Origin of the sequence: Iodobacter sp., from assembly GCF_025352645.1 — a bacterium.
Taxonomy (GTDB): Bacteria; Pseudomonadota; Gammaproteobacteria; order Burkholderiales; family Chitinibacteraceae; genus Iodobacter.
On the sequence record NZ_JANXSO010000103.1, the window covers coordinates 1 to 24,577 of the forward strand.

General features: G+C 43.6%; 27 protein-coding genes and 1 pseudogene. 27 read left to right on the plus strand and 1 reads right to left on the minus strand.

The window, feature by feature from the left end; genetic code table 11:
* The first annotated feature begins 152 nt into the window (after positions 1-152).
* From Q0R17_RS11630 to terL, 27 genes and pseudogenes are all read left to right on the plus strand, one after another.
* Positions 153-1,532, plus strand: coding sequence for a DNA polymerase (locus tag Q0R17_RS11630; protein ID WP_293935382.1), 1,380 nt, complete (start codon positions 153-155; stop codon positions 1,530-1,532).
* Positions 1,489-1,857 (plus strand): hypothetical protein, encoded by a 369-nt coding sequence (locus tag Q0R17_RS11635; protein WP_293935384.1) that lies wholly within the window; start codon positions 1,489-1,491, stop codon positions 1,855-1,857. Before Q0R17_RS11630 ends, Q0R17_RS11635 begins: the two co-directional genes overlap by 44 nt.
* Positions 1,854-2,150: a hypothetical protein gene (locus Q0R17_RS11640; RefSeq protein ID WP_293935386.1), complete on the plus strand. Its 297-nt coding sequence runs from the start codon at positions 1,854-1,856 to the stop codon at positions 2,148-2,150. Before Q0R17_RS11635 ends, Q0R17_RS11640 begins: the two co-directional genes overlap by 4 nt.
* Complete coding sequence (locus Q0R17_RS11645) at positions 2,143-2,946, plus strand: hypothetical protein (protein WP_293935388.1); 804 nt, start codon at positions 2,143-2,145, stop codon at positions 2,944-2,946. The genes Q0R17_RS11640 and Q0R17_RS11645 overlap by 8 nt, the downstream gene beginning before the upstream one ends.
* Complete coding sequence (locus Q0R17_RS11650; RefSeq protein ID WP_293935390.1) at positions 2,936-3,109, plus strand: hypothetical protein; 174 nt, start codon at positions 2,936-2,938, stop codon at positions 3,107-3,109. The genes Q0R17_RS11645 and Q0R17_RS11650 overlap by 11 nt, the downstream gene beginning before the upstream one ends.
* A gap of 2 nt (positions 3,110-3,111) precedes the next feature.
* Positions 3,112-3,771, plus strand: a complete 660-nt coding sequence (locus Q0R17_RS11655) for a DUF6378 domain-containing protein (protein WP_293935392.1) — start codon at positions 3,112-3,114, stop codon at positions 3,769-3,771.
* Positions 3,768-3,983: a hypothetical protein gene (locus Q0R17_RS11660; RefSeq protein WP_293935395.1), complete on the plus strand. Its 216-nt coding sequence runs from the start codon at positions 3,768-3,770 to the stop codon at positions 3,981-3,983. The genes Q0R17_RS11655 and Q0R17_RS11660 overlap by 4 nt, the downstream gene beginning before the upstream one ends.
* A gap of 10 nt (positions 3,984-3,993) precedes the next feature.
* Positions 3,994-4,191: a hypothetical protein gene (locus tag Q0R17_RS11665; protein WP_293935397.1), complete on the plus strand. Its 198-nt coding sequence runs from the start codon at positions 3,994-3,996 to the stop codon at positions 4,189-4,191.
* Positions 4,188-5,702: a portal protein gene (locus Q0R17_RS11670; RefSeq protein ID WP_293935439.1), complete on the plus strand. Its 1,515-nt coding sequence runs from the start codon at positions 4,188-4,190 to the stop codon at positions 5,700-5,702. Before Q0R17_RS11665 ends, Q0R17_RS11670 begins: the two co-directional genes overlap by 4 nt.
* A 3-nt stretch (positions 5,703-5,705) precedes the next feature.
* Positions 5,706-6,452 (plus strand): hypothetical protein, encoded by a 747-nt coding sequence (locus tag Q0R17_RS11675; RefSeq protein WP_293935399.1) that lies wholly within the window; start codon positions 5,706-5,708, stop codon positions 6,450-6,452.
* Between the two features lie 98 nt (positions 6,453-6,550).
* Complete coding sequence (locus tag Q0R17_RS11680) at positions 6,551-7,546, plus strand: hypothetical protein (RefSeq protein WP_293935401.1); 996 nt, start codon at positions 6,551-6,553, stop codon at positions 7,544-7,546.
* A gap of 68 nt (positions 7,547-7,614) precedes the next feature.
* The gene (locus Q0R17_RS11685; protein ID WP_293935402.1) at positions 7,615-8,172 is read left to right on the plus strand and encodes a hypothetical protein; all 558 of its coding nucleotides are present in this window, start codon (positions 7,615-7,617) and stop codon (positions 8,170-8,172) included.
* Positions 8,172-10,535 (plus strand): hypothetical protein, encoded by a 2,364-nt coding sequence (locus Q0R17_RS11690; RefSeq protein ID WP_293935405.1) that lies wholly within the window; start codon positions 8,172-8,174, stop codon positions 10,533-10,535. The genes Q0R17_RS11685 and Q0R17_RS11690 overlap by 1 nt, the downstream gene beginning before the upstream one ends.
* Position 10,536: 1 nt before the next feature.
* Positions 10,537-10,968, plus strand: a complete 432-nt coding sequence (locus Q0R17_RS11695; RefSeq protein WP_293935408.1) for a hypothetical protein — start codon at positions 10,537-10,539, stop codon at positions 10,966-10,968.
* 2 nt (positions 10,969-10,970) lie between these two features.
* Entirely contained in the window at positions 10,971-11,471 is a 501-nt protein-coding gene (locus tag Q0R17_RS11700; RefSeq protein ID WP_293935410.1) for a hypothetical protein, read from the plus strand.
* Complete coding sequence (locus Q0R17_RS11705) at positions 11,471-13,780, plus strand: hypothetical protein (protein ID WP_293935412.1); 2,310 nt, start codon at positions 11,471-11,473, stop codon at positions 13,778-13,780. Before Q0R17_RS11700 ends, Q0R17_RS11705 begins: the two co-directional genes overlap by 1 nt.
* A gap of 7 nt (positions 13,781-13,787) precedes the next feature.
* A pseudogene (locus tag Q0R17_RS20075) lies at positions 13,788-14,135 on the plus strand (transglycosylase SLT domain-containing protein); the annotation flags it as partial.
* Positions 14,136-14,597: 462 nt separating this feature from the next.
* Complete coding sequence (locus Q0R17_RS11710; RefSeq protein WP_293935414.1) at positions 14,598-18,344, plus strand: hypothetical protein; 3,747 nt, start codon at positions 14,598-14,600, stop codon at positions 18,342-18,344.
* A gap of 58 nt (positions 18,345-18,402) precedes the next feature.
* Positions 18,403-20,337: a phage tail fiber protein gene (locus Q0R17_RS11715; RefSeq protein ID WP_293935416.1), complete on the plus strand. Its 1,935-nt coding sequence runs from the start codon at positions 18,403-18,405 to the stop codon at positions 20,335-20,337.
* Positions 20,300-20,953 carry a hypothetical protein gene (locus tag Q0R17_RS11720; RefSeq protein ID WP_293935418.1) on the plus strand — a complete coding sequence of 218 codons (654 nt, stop codon included), beginning with the start codon at positions 20,300-20,302 and terminating at the stop codon, positions 20,951-20,953. Before Q0R17_RS11715 ends, Q0R17_RS11720 begins: the two co-directional genes overlap by 38 nt.
* A gap of 7 nt (positions 20,954-20,960) precedes the next feature.
* Positions 20,961-21,158 carry a hypothetical protein gene (locus Q0R17_RS11725; RefSeq protein WP_293935421.1) on the plus strand — a complete coding sequence of 66 codons (198 nt, stop codon included), beginning with the start codon at positions 20,961-20,963 and terminating at the stop codon, positions 21,156-21,158.
* Positions 21,136-21,612 (plus strand): lysozyme, encoded by a 477-nt coding sequence (locus Q0R17_RS11730; protein WP_293935424.1) that lies wholly within the window; start codon positions 21,136-21,138, stop codon positions 21,610-21,612. Before Q0R17_RS11725 ends, Q0R17_RS11730 begins: the two co-directional genes overlap by 23 nt.
* Complete coding sequence (locus Q0R17_RS11735; protein ID WP_293935427.1) at positions 21,612-21,839, plus strand: hypothetical protein; 228 nt, start codon at positions 21,612-21,614, stop codon at positions 21,837-21,839. Before Q0R17_RS11730 ends, Q0R17_RS11735 begins: the two co-directional genes overlap by 1 nt.
* Positions 21,840-21,942: 103 nt before the next feature.
* Entirely contained in the window at positions 21,943-22,473 is a 531-nt protein-coding gene (locus tag Q0R17_RS11740; RefSeq protein ID WP_293935430.1) for a PAAR domain-containing protein, read from the plus strand.
* Positions 22,473-23,165, plus strand: a complete 693-nt coding sequence (locus tag Q0R17_RS11745; protein WP_293935433.1) for a hypothetical protein — start codon at positions 22,473-22,475, stop codon at positions 23,163-23,165. The genes Q0R17_RS11740 and Q0R17_RS11745 overlap by 1 nt, the downstream gene beginning before the upstream one ends.
* Before the next feature lie 84 nt (positions 23,166-23,249).
* Positions 23,250-23,501, plus strand: a complete 252-nt coding sequence (locus tag Q0R17_RS11750; protein ID WP_293935435.1) for a hypothetical protein — start codon at positions 23,250-23,252, stop codon at positions 23,499-23,501.
* Positions 23,502-23,691: 190 nt separating this feature from the next.
* On the plus strand, positions 23,692-24,441 hold the full coding sequence (gene terL, locus Q0R17_RS11755) for a phage terminase large subunit (protein WP_293935437.1): 750 nt from the start codon (positions 23,692-23,694) through the stop codon (positions 24,439-24,441).
* 28 nt (positions 24,442-24,469) lie between these two features.
* On the opposite strand, the gene Q0R17_RS11760 is transcribed toward terL, so the two are convergent.
* The coding region (locus Q0R17_RS11760; protein ID WP_293935441.1) for a transposase domain-containing protein at positions 24,470-24,577 on the minus strand (108 nt) is incomplete at its 5' end.

Consider the following 24,577-nt stretch of genomic DNA (forward strand, 5'->3'; position numbering starts at 1 on the left):
TGAACTCAGGCAAAGACAAGCCCTTTTGCATTTGGATGCCATTGACGGACATGATTCACCTCCGTAAAGCAGAACGTTCGTTCACTTTACGCCGCACGAATTGCTAAATCAAGGGTTCCGGAGCAAGAGACATAATCAGGATTGCATTAGAGATGCACACCGCTGGTATTTGTACTCAATTAACTAAACGAGGCTTTTGGTTTGATAGGAATGCCGGTAGGAAATTAGAACGAGAATTGCGTGGACGTTTAGCCGATATTGAAACAGAAATAGTTTCAGCAATCCCTCCTTGGTATAAAAAAACTAAGCCGACGGTTTGTAAACGAGGGATGAAGCGAAAGGTAGAAACTTGTCAGGGTGTCAAGATCTTTGAGACAACCACAGGAGCGCCCAGTAGTAAGCTTGAATTAATCGTTTTTAATCCAGCCAGCCGCCAGCATATCGCAAAGTTTCTATTAGATCGTTTTGATTGGACAAGCCCCAAGCTAACAGATAGCGGCCAGCCTGAAATCTCTGATGAAACATTAAAAGATCTTCCTTGGCCCGAAGCTAAGCAGCTCTGTGTCTATCTCATGCTGCAAAAGCGCATTGGTCAGCTTTCAGATGGTAAGAATGGCTGGTTTAAGCTTCTAACAGATCAAGACCGCATTCATGGGCGAATTAACACGCTAGGCGCTGTTACAGGACGCTGTACACACTCTACGCCTAATCTTGCACAAGTCCCCTCTAATGGCGCTCCTTATGGCCCTGAGTGCCGTGCATTGTTTGGTGCGGCTCCAAACCATTACCAGCTTGGTGCGGATCTATCGGGTATTGAGCTTCGGATCTTAGCCCACTACATGGCCCCATGGGATAAAGGGGCATATGCAGAGGTAATTCTAAATGGTGATGTGCATTGGGTAAATGCTCAAGCTGCTGGATTTATCACCGAAGGCACTATACGAAATAAGCATAACCCGACCCATGAAGCAGCTCGCAACATGGCGAAGACCTTTATTTACTCAATGCTATACGGCGCTGGTGATGAAAATATTGGTTTTCAATTACTTGGTGAAGAAGGCCGCAGGTTATACAAAACTCATGAAGCCGCCAAAAAGGCCGCAAAGAAGTTAGGCAAAAAAGCCCGTGCAGCGTTTCTAAAAGCTCTACCTGCCTTAAACAATCTCATTGAATCCGTGAAGGCTCGCGCAGCCAAAACAGGCCATTTACGCGGCTTAGATGGTCGGGTATTGCGTGTTAGGTCGGCACATTCAGCATTAAACACATTATTACAATCAGGCGGGGCCGTTGTCGCAAAAGAAGCCTTATGTATTTTTGATAACTCTTTAACAGAAAATGGTCTTAAAGGTCGTGTGCATGTTATTGGATTTATTCATGACGAATATCAGATGGAAATCGAAAATGAAATAGACCCCGATTTAATTAAAACACTTGTTCTATCTGCCATGCAAAAGGCGGGAGAAAATCTAAAACTCAGGATTAGAATTGATGGAGAAGCAAAGCACGGTAGAAACTGGGCTGAATGTCATTAAAACAGACACAAAAGTATTAATGATTAAGACCGATATGGTTAAGCGCCGAATGCTAAAAGACGCTAAATATAGGGCGGAACTAGCGCAAGTAGAATTTACTTTAGAATTAGATGACTTCCGCGTATCTAAGAATTGCCCTATTTTCAAGCGCCCCTATATTCTTGGTGATAATGATTACGCCCCCTCACTTGATCGCATTGTGCCGAGCATTGGCTATGTAAAAAGCAATGTAGTTGTAGTGAGTTCTAAAGCTAACCGAATGAAAAACAATGGTACTGCTGATGATTTAAAAGCTATTGCAGAGTTTTATAAAGGAATGGAATGAACGCGAAAGATTGGATTAGACGTATTAAGGAATTAGAAGGTATTGAATGCCTTGATTTAGTAGATGATGATGGTGAGTTAGTTGTTGAAGAAAGTGCCGAATGGATTAGTGAGGGAAAATATGAAACCGGCTCTTTAATTCTTCATGTAAAAGGTACAGAGCTTTATTTCTGCGTATCTAATGGACGGTCAGGCTCTTATTATACAGATTGGTATTACAACGAAGACCCTGATGTAGTTCAAGTGCAGCCTAAAGAAACAACTGTAACTCGCTGGGTTCCAGTGAATGCCTGATAAAAGAGTCGTCGTATTTGTAGATGGCGATTGGTTGGCTGTACGGGCGGCTTTTGGGTCTGCTAATACTTGGGATTTTAAAGATGGCTGTGATCCTTTTACAGTCTGGAATACAGGAAAAGCTTGTCATGACTTTGAATGTAAAATTGACGGCCTAGTTGATGAATTAGGTGCTGATGATTTTATTATATCGTTTTCAAGCCCCGTTAATTTTCGCAAAGAAATAGACCCAAGTTATAAGGCTAATAGAGATCCAGAAAAGAAGCCCCCTAATCTAGGTGATATTAAAAAGCATTGTGAGAATAAATATTACTGTTTAGAGATTTTCGGAATTGAAGCCGATGATGTTCTAGGTATTTATTGCAGCGATAAACAGCCGCACGAAATCCGCATTATGTACGGCCTTGATAAAGACTTTCAAACCGTTCCTGCTGTTCAATACCGCCCCAAGTTTATGAAAGCCCCAGCGGTGCTATTAGACCAAACAGAACTGGAGGCGGATCTATTTCATGCCTATCAAACCTTAGTAGGCGACACAGTGGACGGCTATGCAGGCTTAAAAGGCTGCGGGCCTAAAGGTGCTCAAAAGATCCTAGATGGCTGTGAGAATGTCACACAGATCTGGACAGCAGTACGCGCCGCCTATGCAAAAAAGAAAGTATCTGATGATATCTGCTTAATTCAAGCGCGATTGTCCAGAATTCTAAGATCTGGTGATTTTGATTTTGCAACAGATAAACCAATCCTATTTAATTTTCCAGAAAACACAAAACCGCAGGAAGAAAATGAAAAATAAGTTTTATGTAGGTCAAGCAGTAGAAATTCAAGACGCTAGTGATAATTACGGCTCTATTGGGACTATTGAACGAATTACGCAGGTATCCGCTACAGTTTCAATTCAAGGCGATGAATATGTAGAAATGATTATTGTGTCTCCTTCTGATTTAATGGCGGTATAAATATGAATAAGTTTAAGAGTGGTGATTATTTAGTCTGTGTCTATTCCTATGGGGATCTGCCTGTTGGCGCAGTAGTGAAAGTTCACAATCCATTTGATAATGAAATATGTTTTTGTGATCGCTATGGGGTGTTCTGCTGGGTAAATGTAGATCGCTTTGTAGAGTTTGACATTGAAAAAGCTATTAGACAGGAAAAGTACGCAAATCTATTTTTTGAATTGGTAGTAGATCACGGTGAATTAAAAGCAGGTTTTATTATCAAGGGTAAACAGAGCGCGATAAGTTCCGCCCTTATGGCGTTTACAAATCAATGCGGGCAAACACAGCGAGTTAATAAAGACAAATTAAAACCCTTCACAATCCCAAAAGAGCCAAAAGAGAACTCAATGAAACAACGCACCAAGCCAGAAAAGCTATTAAATAGCGCCTCCGAAGTATTTAAACAGCGCGGTGATGTTCGAGATCAAGAAGACGGCGAGCGTTCAATGGAGCGTATTGTAAATATGTTTAATGCTATGAAAGGTGATGAAGTATTAACAGAAAAAGACGGTTGGTTATTTATGGCTCTATTAAAAATTGCACGGGCTGAGGTTAAACCCCAAGAAGACGATTTTGTGGATGGTATCAATTATCTAGCATTGGCTGGTGAGGCTTGTTTATGAGTGCGGCTAAACGTCTGGTAGATGATTTACCCGTGTCTGCTGAGAATTTAATTAAGCGCCTTCTAGTCACCATACCAGCCTCCAAATCAGAGGACGTGCTTGTAGCGCTATTAGGCGCAGATAAAAGCGAAGTTGCCACAGTAGTGACTAATTCAGCCCATCGTTTATTAATTGAACAATTGGCCGTACTTTATAAAATCAAGGTAGATTAAAAATATGTGTATGAAACAACCAAAGATTGAAACACCGCCACCACCAAGCCCCGCAGTAAATGAAATTCTAACAGCGCCACCAAAACCACCAAAGACCAATAAAGCAGCCGATCAGGGCGGTGATGCTAGTCGTAAAGGTAAATCAGGCTTGAAAATTAAGAAGCAGACAGGTAACGCAGCAGCAGCATCAACAGGGGCCAACGTATAACGGCGAAAGCCTTATATAGCCGATTAGAATTAAAACGTCAGCCTTTCCTTAACCGAGCGAGAGATAACGCCAAATACACAATACCTGCTTTATTCCCCCCTGATGGGTTTACAGGATCTAATCAGCTATACACGCCTTACCAATCCTTTGGGGCGCGTGGTCTAAATAATTTAGCCTCTAAAATATCCTTTGCTCTCTTTCCCCCTAGCAAATCATTTGTAAAGCTGGGTCTGTCTGCAAAGGATCAAATTGATTTACAAAAACAGCCAGAATTAAAGCCAGCCATTGATTTAACACTAAGCCAAATTGAAATGGCAATCATGGCATGGGCAGAAGCACACCAACTTAGACCAGCTATCCATGAGGCCGCTATTCAGCTTTTACTAGCTGGCAATGGGCTGTTATTCCTCCCGCCAAGTGGTGAAGGCGTCCGCCTATTTCGTTTAGACAGCTATGTAATCCGCCGAGACGCAATGGGGACGGTTTTAGATATTGTCACACGGGAACGCTTAAGCCCTGAATCACTCCCGCCAGAAGTAAGAAAGCAGCTATCGCCAGAAGACCTTAAGAACACCGAGCTGGATCTTTTTACACATGTAAAACGCCAAAACGGGCGCTTTGTGCAGTATCAAGAAATCAGTGGTAAGCGTCTTAAAGGCTTTACTGAAAACTACCCCCTAGATGCCTCTCCGTGGCTTCCTCTCCGGTTTCATAAAGAAGATGGGGAAAGTTACGGGCGGTCTTATGCAGAGCAGTATCTAGGCGATTTACGCACCTTTGAGAATCTATCAAAAGCCATTCTTGACGCCACTATGAACGCAGCAAAGATCCTCTGGCTAGTGAAGCCTACAGGGGTAGTAGCAATCCGTGATGTGCAAAATACACCAAGCGGCGGCTTTGTCGTGGGTAATCAAGATGACATCGTGCCTCTACAGCTTAATAAGTCCGCTGATCTTAATGTGGCCTATCAGACGATGGGAAAGATTGAAGAGCGACTTAGCTATGCCTTCCTCCTTACCTCCGTGGTCCAGCGTGGCGGTGAGCGTGTCACAGCAACAGAAATCAGGACAGTAGCCAGTGAGCTAGAAACAAGCTTAGGTGGTATCTATGCCCTTCTCGCCTCTGAATTACAGCTTCCCCTTGTACGCCGTGTGATGACTACCTTAGAGCTGGACGGGCTTATCCCTAGTCTCCCTAGTGGTGTCATTAAACCAACTATCACAACAGGCGTTGATGCCTTAGGCCGTAACGACACACTGCAACAACTTGTACAAGCCATGTCAATTCTTGGGCAAATGCCCGAGGCCGCGCAATACATCGCATGGGATGCCGTAGCAAAAGAAGTGCTGGCTAATACAGGCATTGAAACGCTGGGGCTAATCAAATCAGATAAACAATTACAAGCCGATGCAGAGCAACAGCAGCAGCAGCAGCAGCAGATGATGCAGACCGCGCAGCAAGTCGCGCCGGTAGTCGCTAAAGAAGCAATGCAAGGTTTCCAACAAGGTTAATAAATGAGCCACACAGTAACAGAAGCAGAAAACACAGAATCAAATATTCAGACCCGTGAAATTAGCATGATGTTTAACGGTGAAGTAATTAAACCAGTAGACCCACAAGGTACAAATGAAGAAACCAAGTCCGAAGACCAGACTACGACAGGCCCGACAAATGAAGAAGGCCAAACGCTGCAAACGCAGTTTGATGAAGCCACAGCAGCCGCTAAAGATCTTAAAAAAGACCTCACTGAAAAAGGTATCAACTTTGATGAGCTTGGGGGGCGGATTGCTGAAAATGGTCAGCTTGATGAAGCCGATTATTTGGCTCTGGAAAAAGCTGGTTACCCGAAAAGCCTAGTAGACGCTTATGTAGCAGGCCAGTCTGCAATTGCAGATAAGTTTACCAGTGAAGTTTATAAAACAGCAGGCGGTAAGGAAGGCTTTGAACGCTTGGCAAGCTGGGCAGCGGTAAATAGCTCTAGCGCTGAAATTGATGCATTAAATGCCGCCGTAGACCGTGGCGACCTAGCTACTACTCAAATGTGGCTTAAAACAATGGAAGCTAAACGGGTAGATAAGCTGGGCACTAATGGCTCTACCTTAGAAGGTCAAGTAGATACTAAAACATTCAGTTCTGAGGCTTACAAGTCCCCTGCTGAGGTGTCTAAAGCTATGCGAGATCCGCGTTATGCAACAGATGCCTTTTACCGCAATGAAGTAAGTAATCGTCTAGCTAACTCCCCAGTCTTTGCAACAATCTAAACACGACTAAACAAATAAAACAGCGGCCCCTACTGGGGTCTTTTTTACGCCTATCAATCCCGCTAGGTGCACAATAAATATAATGGAAATATAAAAATATGGCTCTTGACTTTACACCTTCCCGCCCAGGTCAAAACAATGGCTCAGGCGACCCAAAAGCACTCTTTATGCAAGTTTACTCTGGCGAAGTTTTAGCCGCATTTGATGAAGTAAACGTGATGATGGGCCGCCACAATGTACGCACAATTAAGAATGGCTCTTCTGCAAAATTCCCTGTAGTTGGTAAAGCAACCGCAAAGTATATGAAAGCCGGTGATCGCCTTACAGGTTCACCAATTCAGACCAGCCAGCGCGTGATTACTATTGATGATCTGCTGGTGTCTGATGTAATGATTTACGACCTTGATGCGGCAATGGCTGAGTATGACGTCCGCTCCCAATTTACAAAGCAACAAGGCGCTTCTATCTCTAATGAGTTTGACCGCCATGTATTCCAGATGGGTCTATTGTCAGCGCGTGATACAGCTATCACAGCAGGCTTTACTGGTGGCGGCACAAAAGAAATTACATACGATCGCACTACCCCAGCAAAAGAGCGTGGTTTAGCCCTTGGTGAGGCTATCTTTGCCGCTGCTGAGCAGATGGATAACTCGGATATCCCTGAAACAAGCCGCAGCTTCTATGTACGCCCTTCTGAGTATTACGCCCTTGTGCAGTCACTCGAATTGATTAACAACCTGTACGGCGGTAAGGGTGCGGTAGCTGAGGGTGAAATCATCCGTGTAGCTGGCTTTGAGATTGTAAAGACCAACCACCTCCCGAACACAGTTGTAAAAGCTGGCACAACCGCTGCCGGTACTGATGATAAGTACGCTGGTGACTTCTCCAATACCTTGGGTCTGGCAATGCACCCACAGGCAGTAGGCACTTGCAAGCTGCTGGATATCGGTACAGAAATTTCACGCTCTAATGAGGGCCAAGGCTGGCTGACGGTTTGCAAGATGGCGGTAGGCCACGGCGCACTGTTTACACCTGCTGCAATTGAAGTAGCAGCGGTTAAAGCTGCACCCCCAGCTAAAGCAGCATCTAAGTAAGTCCCTATAACCCCCATGAGTCTATTTAGGCCCGTGGGGGTTTTTTTTCATCTTCATAAGGGCGATATATGGCGTCTAAAATTTTAGATAAGGTTAATGAAATTACGGCAACTATTGGGCAGACCCCTGTAGATTCATTAGACGAATCCGGTAATACTGATGCAATTAACGCATTAGCCACTTTAAAAAATAAATTAAACGCAATTCTTTCTACAAGCGCTAGCTTTAATACCACTATTGTGACTTTGCAGGTTGATAAAGCCTCTCAACGTGTGCGGGTCCCCTCTTCTTATATTTCTATTAAGGCAGTAGATCACTGGGGTATTTATGTAGTAAAGGATGGCTATCTATTTGATGTATTAGGTATGGTATTTGTAGATAAGCCGGTGCGTGTAGAAGTCTGTGTAAAACTAGAATTAGAAGATTTACCAGATCCAGTTTTAAATCTAATTACAGCTCAAGCAGCGGTAACATTCCAAAATAATTATTTAGGTGATCCAGCTCAAGCAGCAGAATTACATAACGCATTATTTCTTGCAACAATTGAATTCAAGCGCTTTGACGTATCTATGGGTGATTACAATACTTCTTATAATCCATCTGTACAGCTTTTGAGTGTGCGCTAATGGGATTGGTTACACAGACAATCCGTACATTAAATGCAGGAATATCACAGCAGCCGCCTGTATTAAGATTCCCAGAACAGGCAGAGACACAAATCAATCTCTGGTCTACCGCTGCCGATGGCTTACAAAAGCGCCCGCCTAGTTTACACATTGCTAATTTGTCATTAGGTGCAGAGTGGGCAGAATCTAAAATCCACTGGATTAACAGAGATACCACAGAAAGATATGTGTCTTTATTTAGAAATGATGGTATTGCAGTTTTTGATTTAGCTGGTAATAAGATGGTAGTAAATTTACCTGAGGGATTATCGTATCTTTCAGATGCAAGTAAAGATGATATTAAGGCTATTACAGTAGCAGATTTTACTTTCGTACTAAATACAAAAAGAGAAACAAAATTAGGGACTAAAGTATTTAAAGGATCAAATAGCAATACATGGTGTGTCGTTTGTCGTCAGGGCGGTTATGCTTTAAATCACTCAGTCACGATTGATATTGATGGAAATAAAACAACTGTGAGTTATCAGACCCCAGATGGCACAGGCCCTAATCAGAATGCAGCAGCTACGCCTGAGGGGATTATCACGGGACTTATTACGCAGTTAAATCTTGATCCAGCGCTGCTTGAAAGAGTCGATATTCTGCAATTTGGTACTAACTTTAGAATTGTCCCAAAATCTCTAGCATATGTAGTAAATGTAAAAGCTACATCTGCCTTGGGTGATTCAGCTTTATATGCTTTCTCTAATTCTGTTACCAATTACGCAGACCTCCCTATGGATGGGCAGTTTCAGGGCTGGGTAATTAAAATTCAACCGGCTGCTGATTCTGACTTAGGTGCTTATTGGGTTCGGTGGGATTCTGGTGATCACCAATATATTGAATGTCCAGAGCCAGATGTAATTATAGATTTTGATGGCTCTACCATGCCGCATGTCTTAGTGAGAGAGGCAGACGGCGCTTTCACATTTAGAGCAGCAGACTGGACAGAGCGTCTATCTGGTGGTGAAGAAGATACCCCTGCGCCTAGTTTTATTGGGTTACAGATTAGGGAAATATTCTTTTACAGAAACCGCCTAGGGCTATTTGCAGATGAGAATATCATCCTAAGCCAATCAGCAGGTTTTTTTAATTTTTGGCAACAAACAGCAGTAACTATTAATGACTCAGACCCAATTGATGTTTCAGTATCTAATAATCAAGTTTCTATTTTACGTAATGCTGTGCTCTATTCAACGATGCTTTTACCCTTCTCAGATCAGGCTCAGTTTGTCTTTGGATCTAATGCAGTTTTAACCCCGCAGAATGTACAGGCTGATGTAGCCACTAATTACACAGCAGATAATCGCACTATTCCTGTAGTGGCTGGACAGGTAATTTATTTCCCCACAACACGCGGTAAATTCACAACAATTAATAACTACCACCAAATTGGTAATGTCGCCTATCAATTTGAAGCAATGGACGCAACAACCCACGCACCAAATTTAATCCCTAGTGGTGTCTATAAAATGGCAAGCAGTACCACTGAGGATTTATTAGCCGTAATGACAGAAGGCGACAGATCAAAATTATACATTTATAAGTATTTATTTGCAGAGGGCCAGCAAGCACAAGCTAGTTGGTCCATTTTTAATTTTAATGGAGGTTTAATATATAGTGCTGAGTTTATTAATTCGAGCCTGTTTATGGTTATTAAGCGGGCCGATTCTTTTTATCTCGAAAAGATTGATTTTGCCACTGATTACTTGGATTTTGAGCAAGAGCCTTACCGTGTTTTTCTGGATCGTAAAAAAGCTATTCAGCTAACAGAATATAACCCTGAAAGCGATCAAACTATTTTCAGAGTAGCTGATACAGGTTTTACTGATTTACCCCCCGACCTCTATAAAGCTGTAGTTGATACAGGTGTTCTATTAAAGCCAGACACAAATGGGGTCTTTACCTTAAGAGGTGACTACCGTAACAAATGGGCTTTTATCGGAATTCAACCAGAATTCACCTATGAATTTTCACAGTTTTTTATTAAGCAATCAGATGCTAATGGAAAACTAAATTCAGTTACAGATGGGCGTTTACAACTCCGTTATGGCTGGCTTGAATATGGGGATACTGGGGCATTTTCAGTAGAGATTCACCGAAGAGGTGGAAAAGTATCAAACGAAATATTCACAGGAAAAATCATTGGCTCTTCCAATTCTAAACTAGGAGCTGGATCTTTAGAAACGGGACAATTTAAATTCCCAATTCAAGGAAACAGCTTAGACACAACTGTAATTATCCGAGCAGATAACCCCATGCCTTTAAAGCTGGTATCAGCGGGATGGTTAGGTAATTTCATAAAAAAAGGACAAGCAATTTAAAATGAGTTTAGTGCAAGAAATTAAAGTGATGACTTTCATCGAATTTGATGAAGCATCCGAATACCGACACACACAAGAAGCGCGTAAAGCGGGCTACTTTGATTACTTAGAAGGGCTGTGTAGGTCCGCAGATGATAGCCAAATTGTATTTACAGCGATGAATGAAGGCGAAGCTATTGCTATTGGGGGAGTCTATTTAGATGAATATCTAGCTCCTACGGTATGGATGGAATTTAAACCAAAGTTAAACCTACGTCACACGCGGGCCTTAGTGGGCGCTGTGGAAGATGCTACTAAATACTGCCTAGATATCTATGGGCGTCTATACGGCACAGCAGGCACAGACAAGCCCTTTCTACGCAAGATGCTAGAACGCATAGGCGCTGAGTTTAAAGAAGATAACAGCGGCCAGTTTGTGATTAAGGAGGGCTAATTATGATCTGGGTAGCCGCAGCAACCGCTGTGTTTTCTCTGTTTAAAGGAATTATGGGGGGCAATGCCCAAGCAGAGGCCCAAGAAGGCCAAGCCAAGCAAATGACAGCCCAATTTAATCAAAGTGTTTCTAACTCAGTAAATCAAAGTAATCAGCTTTTAATTGAAACCGCATCAAAGATGGAAGCAGACCAAGTGCAGGCTACTTATGGTCAGGGGGCAGCTAGTGCAGTGCAGGCTGAATCTGGTGTAGAAGGACGCTCGCAAGATGCTGTTATGAATTCTATGAAAGGCCAAGAGGCACGTAACCAAGCAGTGACAACTGGTAACTTCAAAATGCAACAATCAGCGCTAGCTGGACAGGTCTTCGGGGCTTATAACAGCTTGAAAATCGGCCACCAAGGGATCAAAGATGGTATGCAAAACCGAGGGCTAATGAATTTCTTAAACATAGGTAATGCGGCTATGGCCGGTGCGTCTTCTTATTATGGTGGGCAGTCTTAATGTCAGGTTTTTTAGATCAAGCGTTATCACAACAAAAGACGCTACAAGGTGTTAATAATACAGCCGGTGGGGATCTTGGGCAGGCTGTAGCCGTAGGTACTCAGACAAAACTAAGTGGCTTATCCCAGCTACAGCAGTCTATCCAAGAATTCGAGCGTAATGCTATGAATGCAACACAGGGGTATAAGCGTAAGGATGATAAAGACCAACTAGCCGAAGCTAAGAAATTTTTAGCTGGTAAAGACCCTACAGAGGTGCAAAAAGCATTAAAAGCTGGTGGTCTACCTTTTGCCCATAACCAAACAGCTATGGAATATGTAAACCGGCAATATGGGGAAGCTGTAGCAGGCCAGACGCTTAATAAGTTTCATGCAGATATGCAAAGCGGCGCAAGTGTCTTTAATAGTGACGAAGAATACAAAGCAGCGCTACACGACGCTATTACCACAGGGCTAAACGATGCAGGCGTAAATACAGAAGACAAGCAACAAATGGCGGGGGTCTATGATTCAACAGGCCCAGCTATGCAGCAAATGTATAACGCTCATGTACAGATCTTATCAAATCGCACAGAAGCCGCAGCAACACAGCGAGAGACTGGTAAGATTGTTAATAGCATAGACCCAATGCTGGCACGTTCTTATCCAAAAGCTGCAATTAGTAATCTACAGGAACAACTCCACACAGCTAGTCAAAATGGGCTGTTCTTAACTAATGATAAGAAAAAGGTACTCATTCAGAGCATCGGGCAGAATTTACAAGCCGCTGGCGCTGTAGATGCTTTGGAAGCCCTCCGTGCTATGCCCGACCCAGCTAATAGTAATAAGCCACTAGGGGAAATGTGGGGCGGCCTTATTGATGGATATATGCCGGGCGCTAAACAACGTAATTCAGTAATTGAACCACACAGTTACGCAATTGCACAGAGTCATCTAGCCAGCTTAGCCCATGACGGAAACAGAGAAGGGATTTTACAAGCCTACACAGGATTACAGCAGTCAGACCCTAAAGTAGCCGAGAGTCTATCGCATAGTCTAGGGGGCCTATTAACAGCAGCAGATAATGCAATCCAACGCAAGACAGTAGAAAGCTCGCTACAAATCCGTGCAGAGAATTTAGAGGCCGCTAAAAATATTAAAGTTAATGATTTAGTAAATCGCATTAATGCTGGGAATAACACTTGGACAGCGGACAATTTAGGCATTAACAATGTAACCGGCAAAGAGTGGAAACTAGAGGGAGAAAATGGCCTTAAAGCCCCAATCAAGACAGCATTATTAGAGCAGGCCCAAGGCATGATTCAAGCTGTACAGGATGGCTCTTTAGATATGGATGATGCTGTAAAGGCTATTTCAAGAAATGCCACTAATAGCCAAGGGATTATGGACGAGTTTTTTACCAACACCACGCGGGCCGGTGTTACATCAATGCAGCAGGCTGGGCAAGATGCAGCAACACAGGGTAATAAATATCGGCTAGGTCCAGAAATTAAAAACTTATTTGCTTTTTATAAAGAAGGTAAAAGTAATCCCGCAATCATGGCAAAGCTGGGTAATGAACAAGATAAGGCATGGATTAGCGTCGGTGCAGATCTACAGGCCCAAGGTTTAAGTGATGAGCAGATAGGGTTACGCCTTGGCATAGTCAAAGAAACATTAGACAACCCAATAAAGCTTGGCAAAATCAAAACGCTATTAGAAGAGAAGCGCTTAAAAATTGGTGGTCACTTTTATACATCGCGTGGCGGCTGGTCAGCGGTAGTTATGCCTAATCAAGTTATGTATGGGAACAATCAAGAATTCATGCGGGCCGTTCAACAAAAAACAATTCTATTGTCTGCTGTAGATGGTGATATTGATAGCGCATTTACTAAGGCCTCAGAAGAGGAAATAGAAAACTATGTAGGCGTGGGCAGCTTGGCTGTGTCTAAAAATGTATTTTCCCCTGCAATGAAAGCCACCAATAAATACCCAGCGATGAGCCTAGATGATATCCCCGACTACGCAGAAAAAGAAGTAAATAAAGAGCGTAACAAACTAGCTAAACTTTATGGATCTAATATTGATGCAATTGAGGTGTCTATGTCCAGTGACAATAAGAATTTTATTCTTAAGACTCCAATGAGTTACAACAATAGCAATACTGTAAACATTATCCCCGCTAATGAATTAAACGAAAGAATGCAACAGCAGTTTTTTACCGATCACCAAAAGATAATTGAAAAAGGTAATTACCATAGAAAAGTAGGTGCTAAGAGTTATGCGCCTGATGGATTGGAGAAGCTGCTACCCACTTTTAAAAGAGAATAAAATATAGATGGCACGTAGAAAGAAAGAATTATTTGATCCTAATAAAGTCACAGATTTTGACAACCTTTTTAATATCGCAGACACCCAGAACGGCCTTCCAACTGGTTTAACAAAACGTATCGCTTGGCAAGAAAGCCGCTATAACAATGATGCAGTATCCCCAGTAGGTGCAGCGGGTGTTATGGGCTTTATGGCGGATACCGCTAAAGAATATAAAATTAACCCTACAGACCCACAGGCAGCGATTGGGGCGGCTGGTAAAAAGATTGCAGATGGTATTAAACAATGGGGAAGCCTTGCAGCCAGCTTAGCTTATTACAATGGTGGCACTAAAGCAGCCCGACGAGTTCAAGCGGGAATGGATTCGGGAAATAAAGAAACCCGTGATTATATTGCGGGGGTCTTAGGTGATATTCAAGGGGCCGCTACAGGTGGTGGAACTACCCCGACGCCTTTTGTAGGCTTAGATAACACGCCACAGCCCGCACAGACCCAAGAAGAACAGCAGATAGCCTACGCCGCTGCGGGCCAGACAGATTTCCTCACTAATTTAACCGATTCTTATAAGCTCTCCTCCCCTACTTTTGCCGCTGCCGTTACTGCTGACTGGTCTAATAATCTAGGGGTAGATGTCAATTTTCAGCCCAGCCCTGAAATGATTAAACAAGTTGAGACTAATTACGGCGCTCGGACAGCTGAATGGCTAAATAACAAAGCTACATCGGAGCAAAACTGGTATCAACGCCTAGCCTTCTTAGACGATCAAAAAGAGCTACAAACACGCCACGGGCAAATGGGTGGCGTAGCTAGATTTGCTATGGATTTAACAACAGGAATTACAGACCCAATTAATCTAGCAACTGGTTTTCTTGCCCCTGAGGCAGTTCTAGGACAGCGCTTTTTAAACGCTGGACGGGCCTCTCGAATGATTATGGGTGGTGGCGTAAACGGATTAGTAAATGTCCCCCTTGGCTATTTTGATGCACAGCAGCGTAACTTAGAAGCGCACAGCGGTTTAGATTTTGCTATGGGCTTTGGCTTTGGTGGCGTTTTATCAGGCCTAACAAGATCACGCGCAAGGCTTACAGGTGAAGCAGAAGCACACGCAACCCGTTTAGATAACACAATAGATGCCCTAGACCATGAGCTGACATTAAAGGATGCTGCGGATCAGGGTATTACACTCACGCCAGCCGGTGATAGGCATTTAGGCCAGATCCAAGATGAACACGTACAGGCCCAACGTAGACATAATGCCCTTATGCAGGCCGGTGGTGAAGAGCTGCGACAAGTAGCAATGCAGTTTGATAATGCAAAGGTAAATATCCCTATTGAAGCAGGGGGATCTATGAGCGCTTGGAAGGTTTTAAAACACATTGGGGAGAGTAACAAACGTCTTGCAGGCTTAGCGCACTCTATTTCCCGTGGTCTAGGTCCTACAGAAATGCTTATCGAGAAGGTACAGACAGCAAGAAAGTCAGGCAGCTACGATATGGCAACACATACCGCTTATGTACCGGCGCGGGCTTTTAATAATACAGAGGCAATTCTGCATGAGACTTTCCATGGTGCGACTGCACTAAAGCTACATGATGCACAGAACAACCCTAAAGCGCCTAAGAAGTCACGTCAGTTATTAGAAGAAACCACGCGGCTTATGGAGTTTACAAAGGCCGAGCTAACTAAATCAAAACGTAAAACACCTTGGTTTATTAAAGAGCAGGCTTTAACAGACCCCGCTGAGTTTCTAACCTACGCAACAACTAACCCCCAATTTGCCAAGATTTTAAATGATCTAACTTTCTCTGATGTGGGCAGTGTAGTAAAGAACAGACTTTATAGTGCAGCTGCCACAGCACACGGCGTACCTGCTAATCAAAGAAGCGCTTTATATGAGGCTACCCGTATTGGTGAAAGCCTTATGGCCGATCAGGTTGAATACACACTACTACGAGAACATGAGGAAGCCATTAAGGTGCATTTAGGCCGTGGCAATGCCTCTAAAGTATCTTTAAGAGAGTTAGAAGAAGCTATCCCCGCCCCGATCAGATCCATGTACGCCTCTGACAGCCCCGCGCATCCTATTAATAATGGGATTGGTGACGACTTCATGAATACAGTGGTAAACGGTGATTACCTACGCTCTAAAGGCCGTAATAGTAAATGGATTACGCCAGGTCAATTAAGTAATATTTATAGCTCTTCCCACGGTGGAATTAGATCTACAGCAGCAGATATTCTTAAGTTTTCCGGTGTCTTTGATGATCCTAATCAAGCAGTAAAAGTAGCCGCTAATGAGATATCAGAGCAGCATAGACAAGTCGCTAATTTATTGTTTGAGCAAGGCTATCAATCTGCCATTGGGAAGGCTTGGGAAGCTGCCGGAATCAAAGACAACTTTGCAAGCAAAGTACAAAGTCACTTCCAAGCTGAAAAATTCGAGGGCGTCCGCAAACAGCTAGACACAGAAATTATGCAATATATCCACGGCGATGAAACAGTACGCGCCACGCTACCCGACCATGCAAAGGAAGCTGGTGAAGCTGTTATCAAAGCACTGGATTACTTAGGTACAGCAGGTGAAAAGGTTAATCCAGATTTTCATAAGTTTGGTAAAAACTATATCCCTAAACAATTCCAATACGACGCACTTATGCGAATGCGCCGAGACTTTAATACCCAAGAGGAATTTGCAAGCGCATTAGAGGGATTGACTCAAAAAAGCCTTGCGAGGGTTTCAGATGAGGATATTCTAACCTTTGAAAGAAACTATAAAGCAGCGAAAGGTAAACAGGCCGGTTATACAGAAGACCTATTTCAAGCAGAGTCAGCCGAAGAGATCCGCAAACGCATTGCAACCAAGTATTCAGCCACGCTAGCAGACCCCACTATTGGATCTGCCGAGGCATTGGAAAAGGCATTTTCTCCCGATTCATTTTCTAGTGCAGCTTTTGCAAATCGCGTACCAATGGATGAGCTAACAACTTTCACAGCGCCAAATGGTAAAGAATATTCGTGGTCGGGATTAACTGAGCAAAATGTTTATAAGCTTGTTAAAAACACTGTTGATTCTGTTTCACCACGTCTGGCTATGTGGGAAAAAGGCTTTTTATCAGATGCCCATTGGAAAGCTAAATTAGACGAATTACATGCCCAAGGTGTAGCACGACAGGATTTTGAAGTACCTAATGGCTATTCATTAGCTCAATTAAATAATGATCTTGAATCATTGGGGGATATTAAAGATGTAATGCTTAACACTGGTGGTATGCGCAATTCTGAAACAACTAAACAAATGCTTCGTATGTTTAATAGCTATGCCGTAGCAACACGCGGGGGCTATTTCTCGCTATCTACCTTAGGTGACATTGGCGGTATTCAGGGGGCTATGGGCTATGAGTGGATGAAGCGGGCAGTACCGGAGGTTAATCAATTTTTGAAAGACCTTAAGGCCGGTAAAGTAACAGACCCAGAAGCGAAATATATGCTGAGTTTTGCGACAGAATCTTTAGCAGATGCTAAGAAATATATTCCAGAAGAGCATAGCGCATTTTCTGATAAATATTCTGGGTCTAAGCTAGCCGAAGGTACAGACGCTACAGGTAAGTTTCTAAGCGGCGCGGCCAAGGCCATGATGCACGTTACAGGTATGAATCAAGTAGTTGCAAAGATGGGCCTTTTAAGTGCCGTGGCAGCTAAAGATAAGCTGCTATTTACTGCCTTGGATGGTGTTGGGGGTAAAAATCTATCTCATGAGCGTTTGGCCGGTTATGGCTTTACGCCTGAGCAGTGGGCGCATACCGCAGCATTGCTTAAAAAACATACCACACGGGCAGAGGGAGAAATTCACACTACTACCGATTGGGACGCTTTCAAAACCGAAGCTGGGCAAATGGTAGATTTACAGTGGCGGACCGCAGTAGACCGCTTAAGCAATCATATTGTAAACAGGCCACAGATGGACGCCCGCATGGCAGTAGCAGAGAAGCATCCAGCACTAAAAATGTTTCTATTCCTAAAAACCTTTGCACTTAATTCAGCGGTTAGCACTTTAATACCCACTTTAGGCTACCGTGATGCTATGGCTATGAATGCCATGTTAGGAAATATGGTTACAGCGGCTATTACCTATGGCCTGTATTCAGTGCTATCTACTACTGGCCGCGCCGACCAACAGGAAGAACTAGAAAAGCGCTTCTCCCCTGCTGTGATGGCTGGTGGTGTTCTGGGGCGTATGAATATCATGGGTATGCCGAGCATTGCGGACTCAATTGTAGATCCGTGGGGCTGGCTTAATACAGGACGAACAACTAATGGGAATTCATCGCAAGGCGCTTTACAGTTCTTCACAGGTGCGCCGGTAGTTTCCACGGTCACAGGTGCGGTAGATGTAGCCTTTCCAGCTATTAGGGCCACTTTTGGCTTAGACAGTCGAGAGGTTGCTAATAAGTCCTTTGGTAAGGCAGCTGCTAAGCTGCTTGTGCCTAATCTAGCCCCCTTTCAAGCGGGCATGAATGCCTTGTTAGAGCAGCTACCAGACAAAGAACCAGCCCCAAAAGATTGACACACAGACCCCTACTAATCCTAGGGGTTTATTTTTAACTATATAACAGGATATTTTAATGGCAGGACAGGACTTAAAAACAATTGCTTATTATGATGGTGATGGCGTAACCGTAGATTACATCTTTGGATTTGAATATTTAAGAAAAGGTTTCGTAAAGGCATTTATTGGTGATACAGAATTAATTAGACCAGATCAATTTGATTTAACCGGCTTAAATACAATTCACCTAACAAACGCCCCTCAAGTCGGCCAGATTTTACGTATTCAACGTGTTACGGATACGACGCCCTTAGTAGGGTTTAATGATGGGTCTATCCTAAAAGCTGTGGATTTAGACACAAGTGCTATTCAAAGTTTACATGTAGCAGAGGAAGGCCGTGATATTGCAGCATTGGGTATTAGTTCAAATGGTGATTGGGATTTTGACGCCAAGGGCCGCCGAATTGTAAACATCGGAGCCGGTCAAGCACCCACAGATGCCGCGAATATGGGCCAGATGTGGGCTAGTGAAGCAGCGAGTGCTGGAAGTGCAGCCGCAGCCTTAGCAAGTCAGCAAGCAGCGGCTAATAGCCAAGTAAACGCCTATAACAGTGAAGTGGCAGCGACTAATGCAGCCACAGCGGCCTATAACAGCGAAGTAGCAGCAGCCGGTAGCGCAGCAGCAGCCCTAACAAGCCAGCAAAAGGCTGATGCAGATGCAGCAGGAGCAACAAACAGCGCAGCAGCAGCAGCGGGCAGTCAGGCACAGGCTTTAGATGCAGCAGCAGCAGCGCACACCAGCGAAGTAAACGCAGCAGCAAGCGCCGCCAGTATTCATGGGGCTGTAGAATCCACAGCAGCAGACGCAGCAGCAGCACACGCAGATAGACTAGCAGCAGACGCAGATGCAGCTAGGGCCGAAGCAGCCGCTAATAGCGTAGATTTTCCAATTGCGTTAGGTCGTATTGTAGCCGGTGTGGATGAGAATCCAGCTTATCCCCGCGCTTCTTGGAAAGGGGGACACACAATGCCGCCTATAGTTGATTCAGCTATCTACTCATGGCAGCCTGCCCCTCTAAATATTTCTTCTTCAATAGTTCCCATTAATGCCGGTTTCAATCTTATTTATAGTTCCCAGACCGCAGCTGAATCATCCGGCTATAGCGTAAATTCTAGACTCGGTATTAGTAGACGTAACGGTGACTATACGGGGGCCGCATTTACATGGTCACATGCAGGAGAAAATAGCATACCGCTTTCCGCCATGAATTTTGATGGTTCAGGTGCACTAACAATTCAATCGGGTATAGGTGAAACTGCAGCAGTGCTATATCCTAGCGGGGAAATTAATGGGTCAGTATCTTATGGGGGTCTATTAACTAATTATTTGAATAATGTAAAAGGCCTAGCAAATATTCAAGGTATTACAGACGGTATTTCTATTGTTTCAAGCGGCCAAGCACGGCTAACATGGCACGTACCAAATGTTGCAGCATATATCCAATATGTAGATACAGGGGGCAACTTTCACCTATCTGTATCAAATGGTATTGATGAGACAAAGAAATTACTTACGGTAAATCCTGCTGGCGATCATCTCGAATTCAACACAAATATTTTCTCAGGCGCAGGGCAGCGTATGCACTGGACAAGTGAAAATGGTGCTCAGTATTTCCATATTGATAATAATGGCGATGTTGGGGGAAATACAGCTTGGTTTGGCTTTGGAGGAGTACCTTCTTTCGCTATGAATCAGCCCGGCGAATTTCACGCAAAGGGCGATGTTATTGCTTTCTCAGGGGCATTAAGCGGCTCCCGCAGCTTAACAAGAGAAGTAAAAACTAACAAATATCCAGCCTTATCCACACTAGACGCCCACCCAGATGAGAAAGGTGTAATTGATATCTGCTTAATTCTGGCAAATGAAATTGATGAATTAAAAAAGACCACAGAAAAACTACAAAAGGAATTAGATGAATTTAAATCAAAGCCCGTACCCTACACAGGATAAAGTAATTGAAGTATTAACGAGTCCCCATTTTCGTACATTACCGACAGAGGGACAGATCACCGCCTCTATGATTAACACAGAATTAGGCAGACCCGCGACACAGCAGCTTTACCTTAATGATCCACAAGTAAGAACTCTAGCAGGCGTTCCATCTGATCAGATTAGTTATGCCCAGCTTAGAGGGAAAAGCGCCCGAGTAGAAGTAGACCAATACCTTAGCGGTTGGAATTCAGAGTCGGGTAATTGGCACGATTTACCGCATTTTGCAGGACCGCCTAATGGCAGCTATGTGCGTTGCCTTACAGGGGGAACTTCCATTGGGCAGAGCTGGTGCAAGATGTCTTTTGCCTTCCCTCCCGACCCTATTAGAAAGATTGTAGAAACCCGCCTATTTATTACCCCTTATCCGTCTACAGGTGATGTTACCTACGTATCTTGGGATGGTAAAACCGACTGGATAGCTCTCCCCCACAATACATGGCTAACAATCCCTGTTAATTGCGGAATTAATGAAGGCTTATTTACAATTACATTTTCAACAGTTTATAGCAGCGGAGTAGCATCAGCTTATAAATGGGATACTTGCCGGTGTATTGCCGTTTATAGTCAATATTAAAATAAAAATGAATATTCAACAATCAATTTTAGGAAAGGACGCGCTACCAACCTTTACAGGTGTAACTGTATCTGGACTTTCCGTTTTAGGAATCCCATTACAAGAATGGGTTTATATTTTCACACTATTATATCTAGCGGCAGGGATCATTAGCCGCATTATTAAATTAATTAAAGGAAAAAATGAAGAAGACAGTAGCGAGTAGTATATTAGGCGCTGCTATTGCTTTAATTGGATATTACGAGGGTTATAAGCCTAAGGCATATTTAGACCCAATTAATATTCCAACAATTTGTTATGGTCATACTGGTAAAGATGTTTTTATAGGACTGACAAAGACTAAAACAGAATGCGATGAATTATTAAGCGATGATGTAAAAATAGCTCAGAAAGCAGTAGAACGCCTATACCGTGGCGTAGATCCGCTACCAGATGAAACAGCCGCAGCGATGATTTCTTTTACCTACAACATGGGCCAAGGCGCACTTGCTACATCCACCATGCTTAAAAAGCTAAATGCAGGGGATCTAGTAGGCGCTTGTAATGAGCTGCCCCGCTGGATAAATGCAGGCCAAGGTATTAATAAAAAGCCTTTACAGGGACTTATAAACCGCCGAGAGGCCGAAAAAGAACTTTGCTTAAAAGGAGCAATGAAATAATGAAAGAAGATTTAGAAACCAAAGCAGGCCACTTGCTAAATGAAGTAGTGGACGCTACACGCCTAGGACTTAGGACCGAAGCCACACCGGCGATGATTCAAGCCAGTATCAAGCTGCTACAGCATTTAGGTGTTGATGACATTCCCACAAAAGGGACAAAGTTAGGTGATTTTGTAGAAGAAGCCAAGGCCACGATTTATGACTTCCCAGTGCAGAAAGTAAACTAATTACGTAAAGATAACAAACTAGGTAGTACGTTTACTAATTGTCTAAACAGTAAGCGAAGATTAAGATTGCCGTACTAATCTTGACTCCTCACAGGCAGCAGGCATGAAAAAAGTAATACGCATAGGTGACAAAACCAGCCACGGCGGCGTTGTAGTAAGTGGAGCAGCACACCGCAACATGTTTGGTAAGGCCGTGGCACGGGAGGGGGATATGGTTAGTTGCCCTATTCCTGGGCACGGCTCTTGCCCGATTATTGAGGGAGACCCTTCGTGGAATGTTGATGGTAAGCCCGTTGCGTTAGAGGGACATAAGACGGCGTGTGGAGCAGTTCTATTTTCCTCTATGCCAGAGGTAGATCGTTCGTATGAAGGCAGTGGTGCGGCGTCTACTGGAGCAGCAAACACGGCTAGAGCAATATCAGCCTCAGCTCTTGCCGCCGCATCAGGTGAATTCGACCAGCACTTTCTGTTACAGGATGAGATAACCGGTGCACCGCTAGTAAACCGGAAGTACAGCATTAAGTGGAGTGGCGGAACAATAGAGGGCCGCACCGATGAACATGGACTGACTCAGAAAACCAGTAGCGCCAAAGCTGAAGAAATTACCATTGAAGTTTTTTCGGAGAATGCTTAATGGGACCATTAGTTCCTGTAATCATTATTACCGCGACTTTAACTTTAAAATCCGACACAGCCCCCGTAAAGGTTAAAGTTAATAAACCCAGAGGAACTTTATATTGGGGTGGAGCTGGGCTTGATGGTGATTATGTTAAACCTCAAATAGCCGCATTCATAAAAGCAGGAATTACACACTGCTTTGTGGGTAAAGCTAATTCAGCATCCGTAGAGCTGGGTAAGGCTGGTACTCTCGTAGATGCACTGAGGGCGGGTATAAATATTCGGTATGCTGATGACACGGGTGAGTGGACCCTTAGCGGGATGGACAAACCTGCGGAACAATTTAATTTAATTGGATACTCATACGGGTCTTTACTCGCCGCTCAAACAGCAAACTACTACGCAAACAATGGCAATGTTATAGACCATCTAGTTTTAATTGCCAGCCCAATTGACCTAGATTTTTTAAACTCTCTAAAGTCAAACAAAAATATTAAAAAAGTTATTGTTATAGATTTAAAACAGTATGGTGACCCAATTTATGCTGGAATTTCTCAGTTCGACCTTATTTCTATTGCTAAAACACTAGGCGAACAAATGGGAAGAGGGAATGGTGAAGGACATTTTTATTACGCTCATGTAGTGGCAGATAGCCCGCAGCGTTGGGAATCACTAGCCAAACGGATATACAGTGAAGGCGTGAGATAAAATATGACAAGAGCGCGTGTTATCTCCTATATCAGCATATTTCTAAGTCTCTTATTGGTCCCTATTATTGTTTGGTATTTAATAATGCTTTTTACCACAAAAATAGATCACGCCTCTGTTAATTTGGGGCCAGTAACTTACTTAATGGGGCTGTTTTTCTTTTTTGGAATAATTACAATTTTTTTCGCTAGTTTATTTTCTGTTGTGACATGGATGGTTACAGATAAAGGCTCTATTGATAGACGACGAGTTTTTATTGTTTGGCTCAGTACACATATTGCTTTTATTTTAACCGCAATTGCCGCTGAGTATATTATAAATGCTCGCATGATATAAGCCACTCAACCAGAAACACACAGCCGCCTTTGGGCGGTTTTTTACGCCTATCGAATAAGGAATTCACCCATATAAAACCTAATTAAACGATCCGCACTAAACCCTTGACACGCCCCCAAGCGTGTTTTTTTTCGTCTAAATAAAAGGAATTACGAGTATCAGAATTAAGAAAACAGCAGACTTTAGCCATGTGCCTATTGAGCTAACAGACTTTCGCAACTTTCTAGCCCTGTGCTGGGATCACTTAGGGCTACCAAAACCTACCCCTATTCAGTATGACATTGCCTACTACCTACAGCATGGGGCTAAACGCCGAATTATTGAAGCCTATCGTGGCGTGGGTAAAAGCTGGGTAACGTCCGCTTTCGTGGTTTGGAAACTTCTACTAAATCCACAAGAAAAAATTTTAGTTGTATCCGCCAGTAAGGAACGCTCAGACAGCTTTGCACTGTTCACCAAACGCCTGATTAGTGAAATGCCTATCTTGATGCACCTTGCCCCTCGCCACGATCAGCGCAGTTCTAATATTGCCTTTGATGTAGCACCTAGTAAGGCCGCACACGCCCCTTCTGTAAAGTCGGTAGGTATCAACGGACAGATCACAGGGAGTCGCGCCACAATCATTATTGCAGATGATATTGAGGTGGTGAACAACTCAGCAAGCCAATTACAGCGCGAGCAGTTAAGCAACAAGATCAGGGAGTTTGATGCGGTACTTAGTCCAAACGGTGACATTATTTATCTAGGTACACCTCAGACCGAAGAGAGTATTTACAACACACTACCAGAACGGGGCTACGAGATCCGAGTCTGGCCTGCTAGATATCCAAAAGACCAGAAGGCAGTAGACAGCTACTTAGGGCGCTTAAGCCCAATGTTTTATAAGCACCTAGAAGAGCACGGGGACGCCCTATTCTGGCAAGTCACGGACCCAACGTAAAGGCTCAGCCGCTCCACCGCCTTGACGCTTAAGTTTCTGCTAGCAGTCGTAGCGGCAGTAATTCATCGATGCGGCTGTTTGGCCAAGTGGGTAACTTTTCTAAGGTGTCGGTCAGCCACGCTTGTGGATCGAGTCC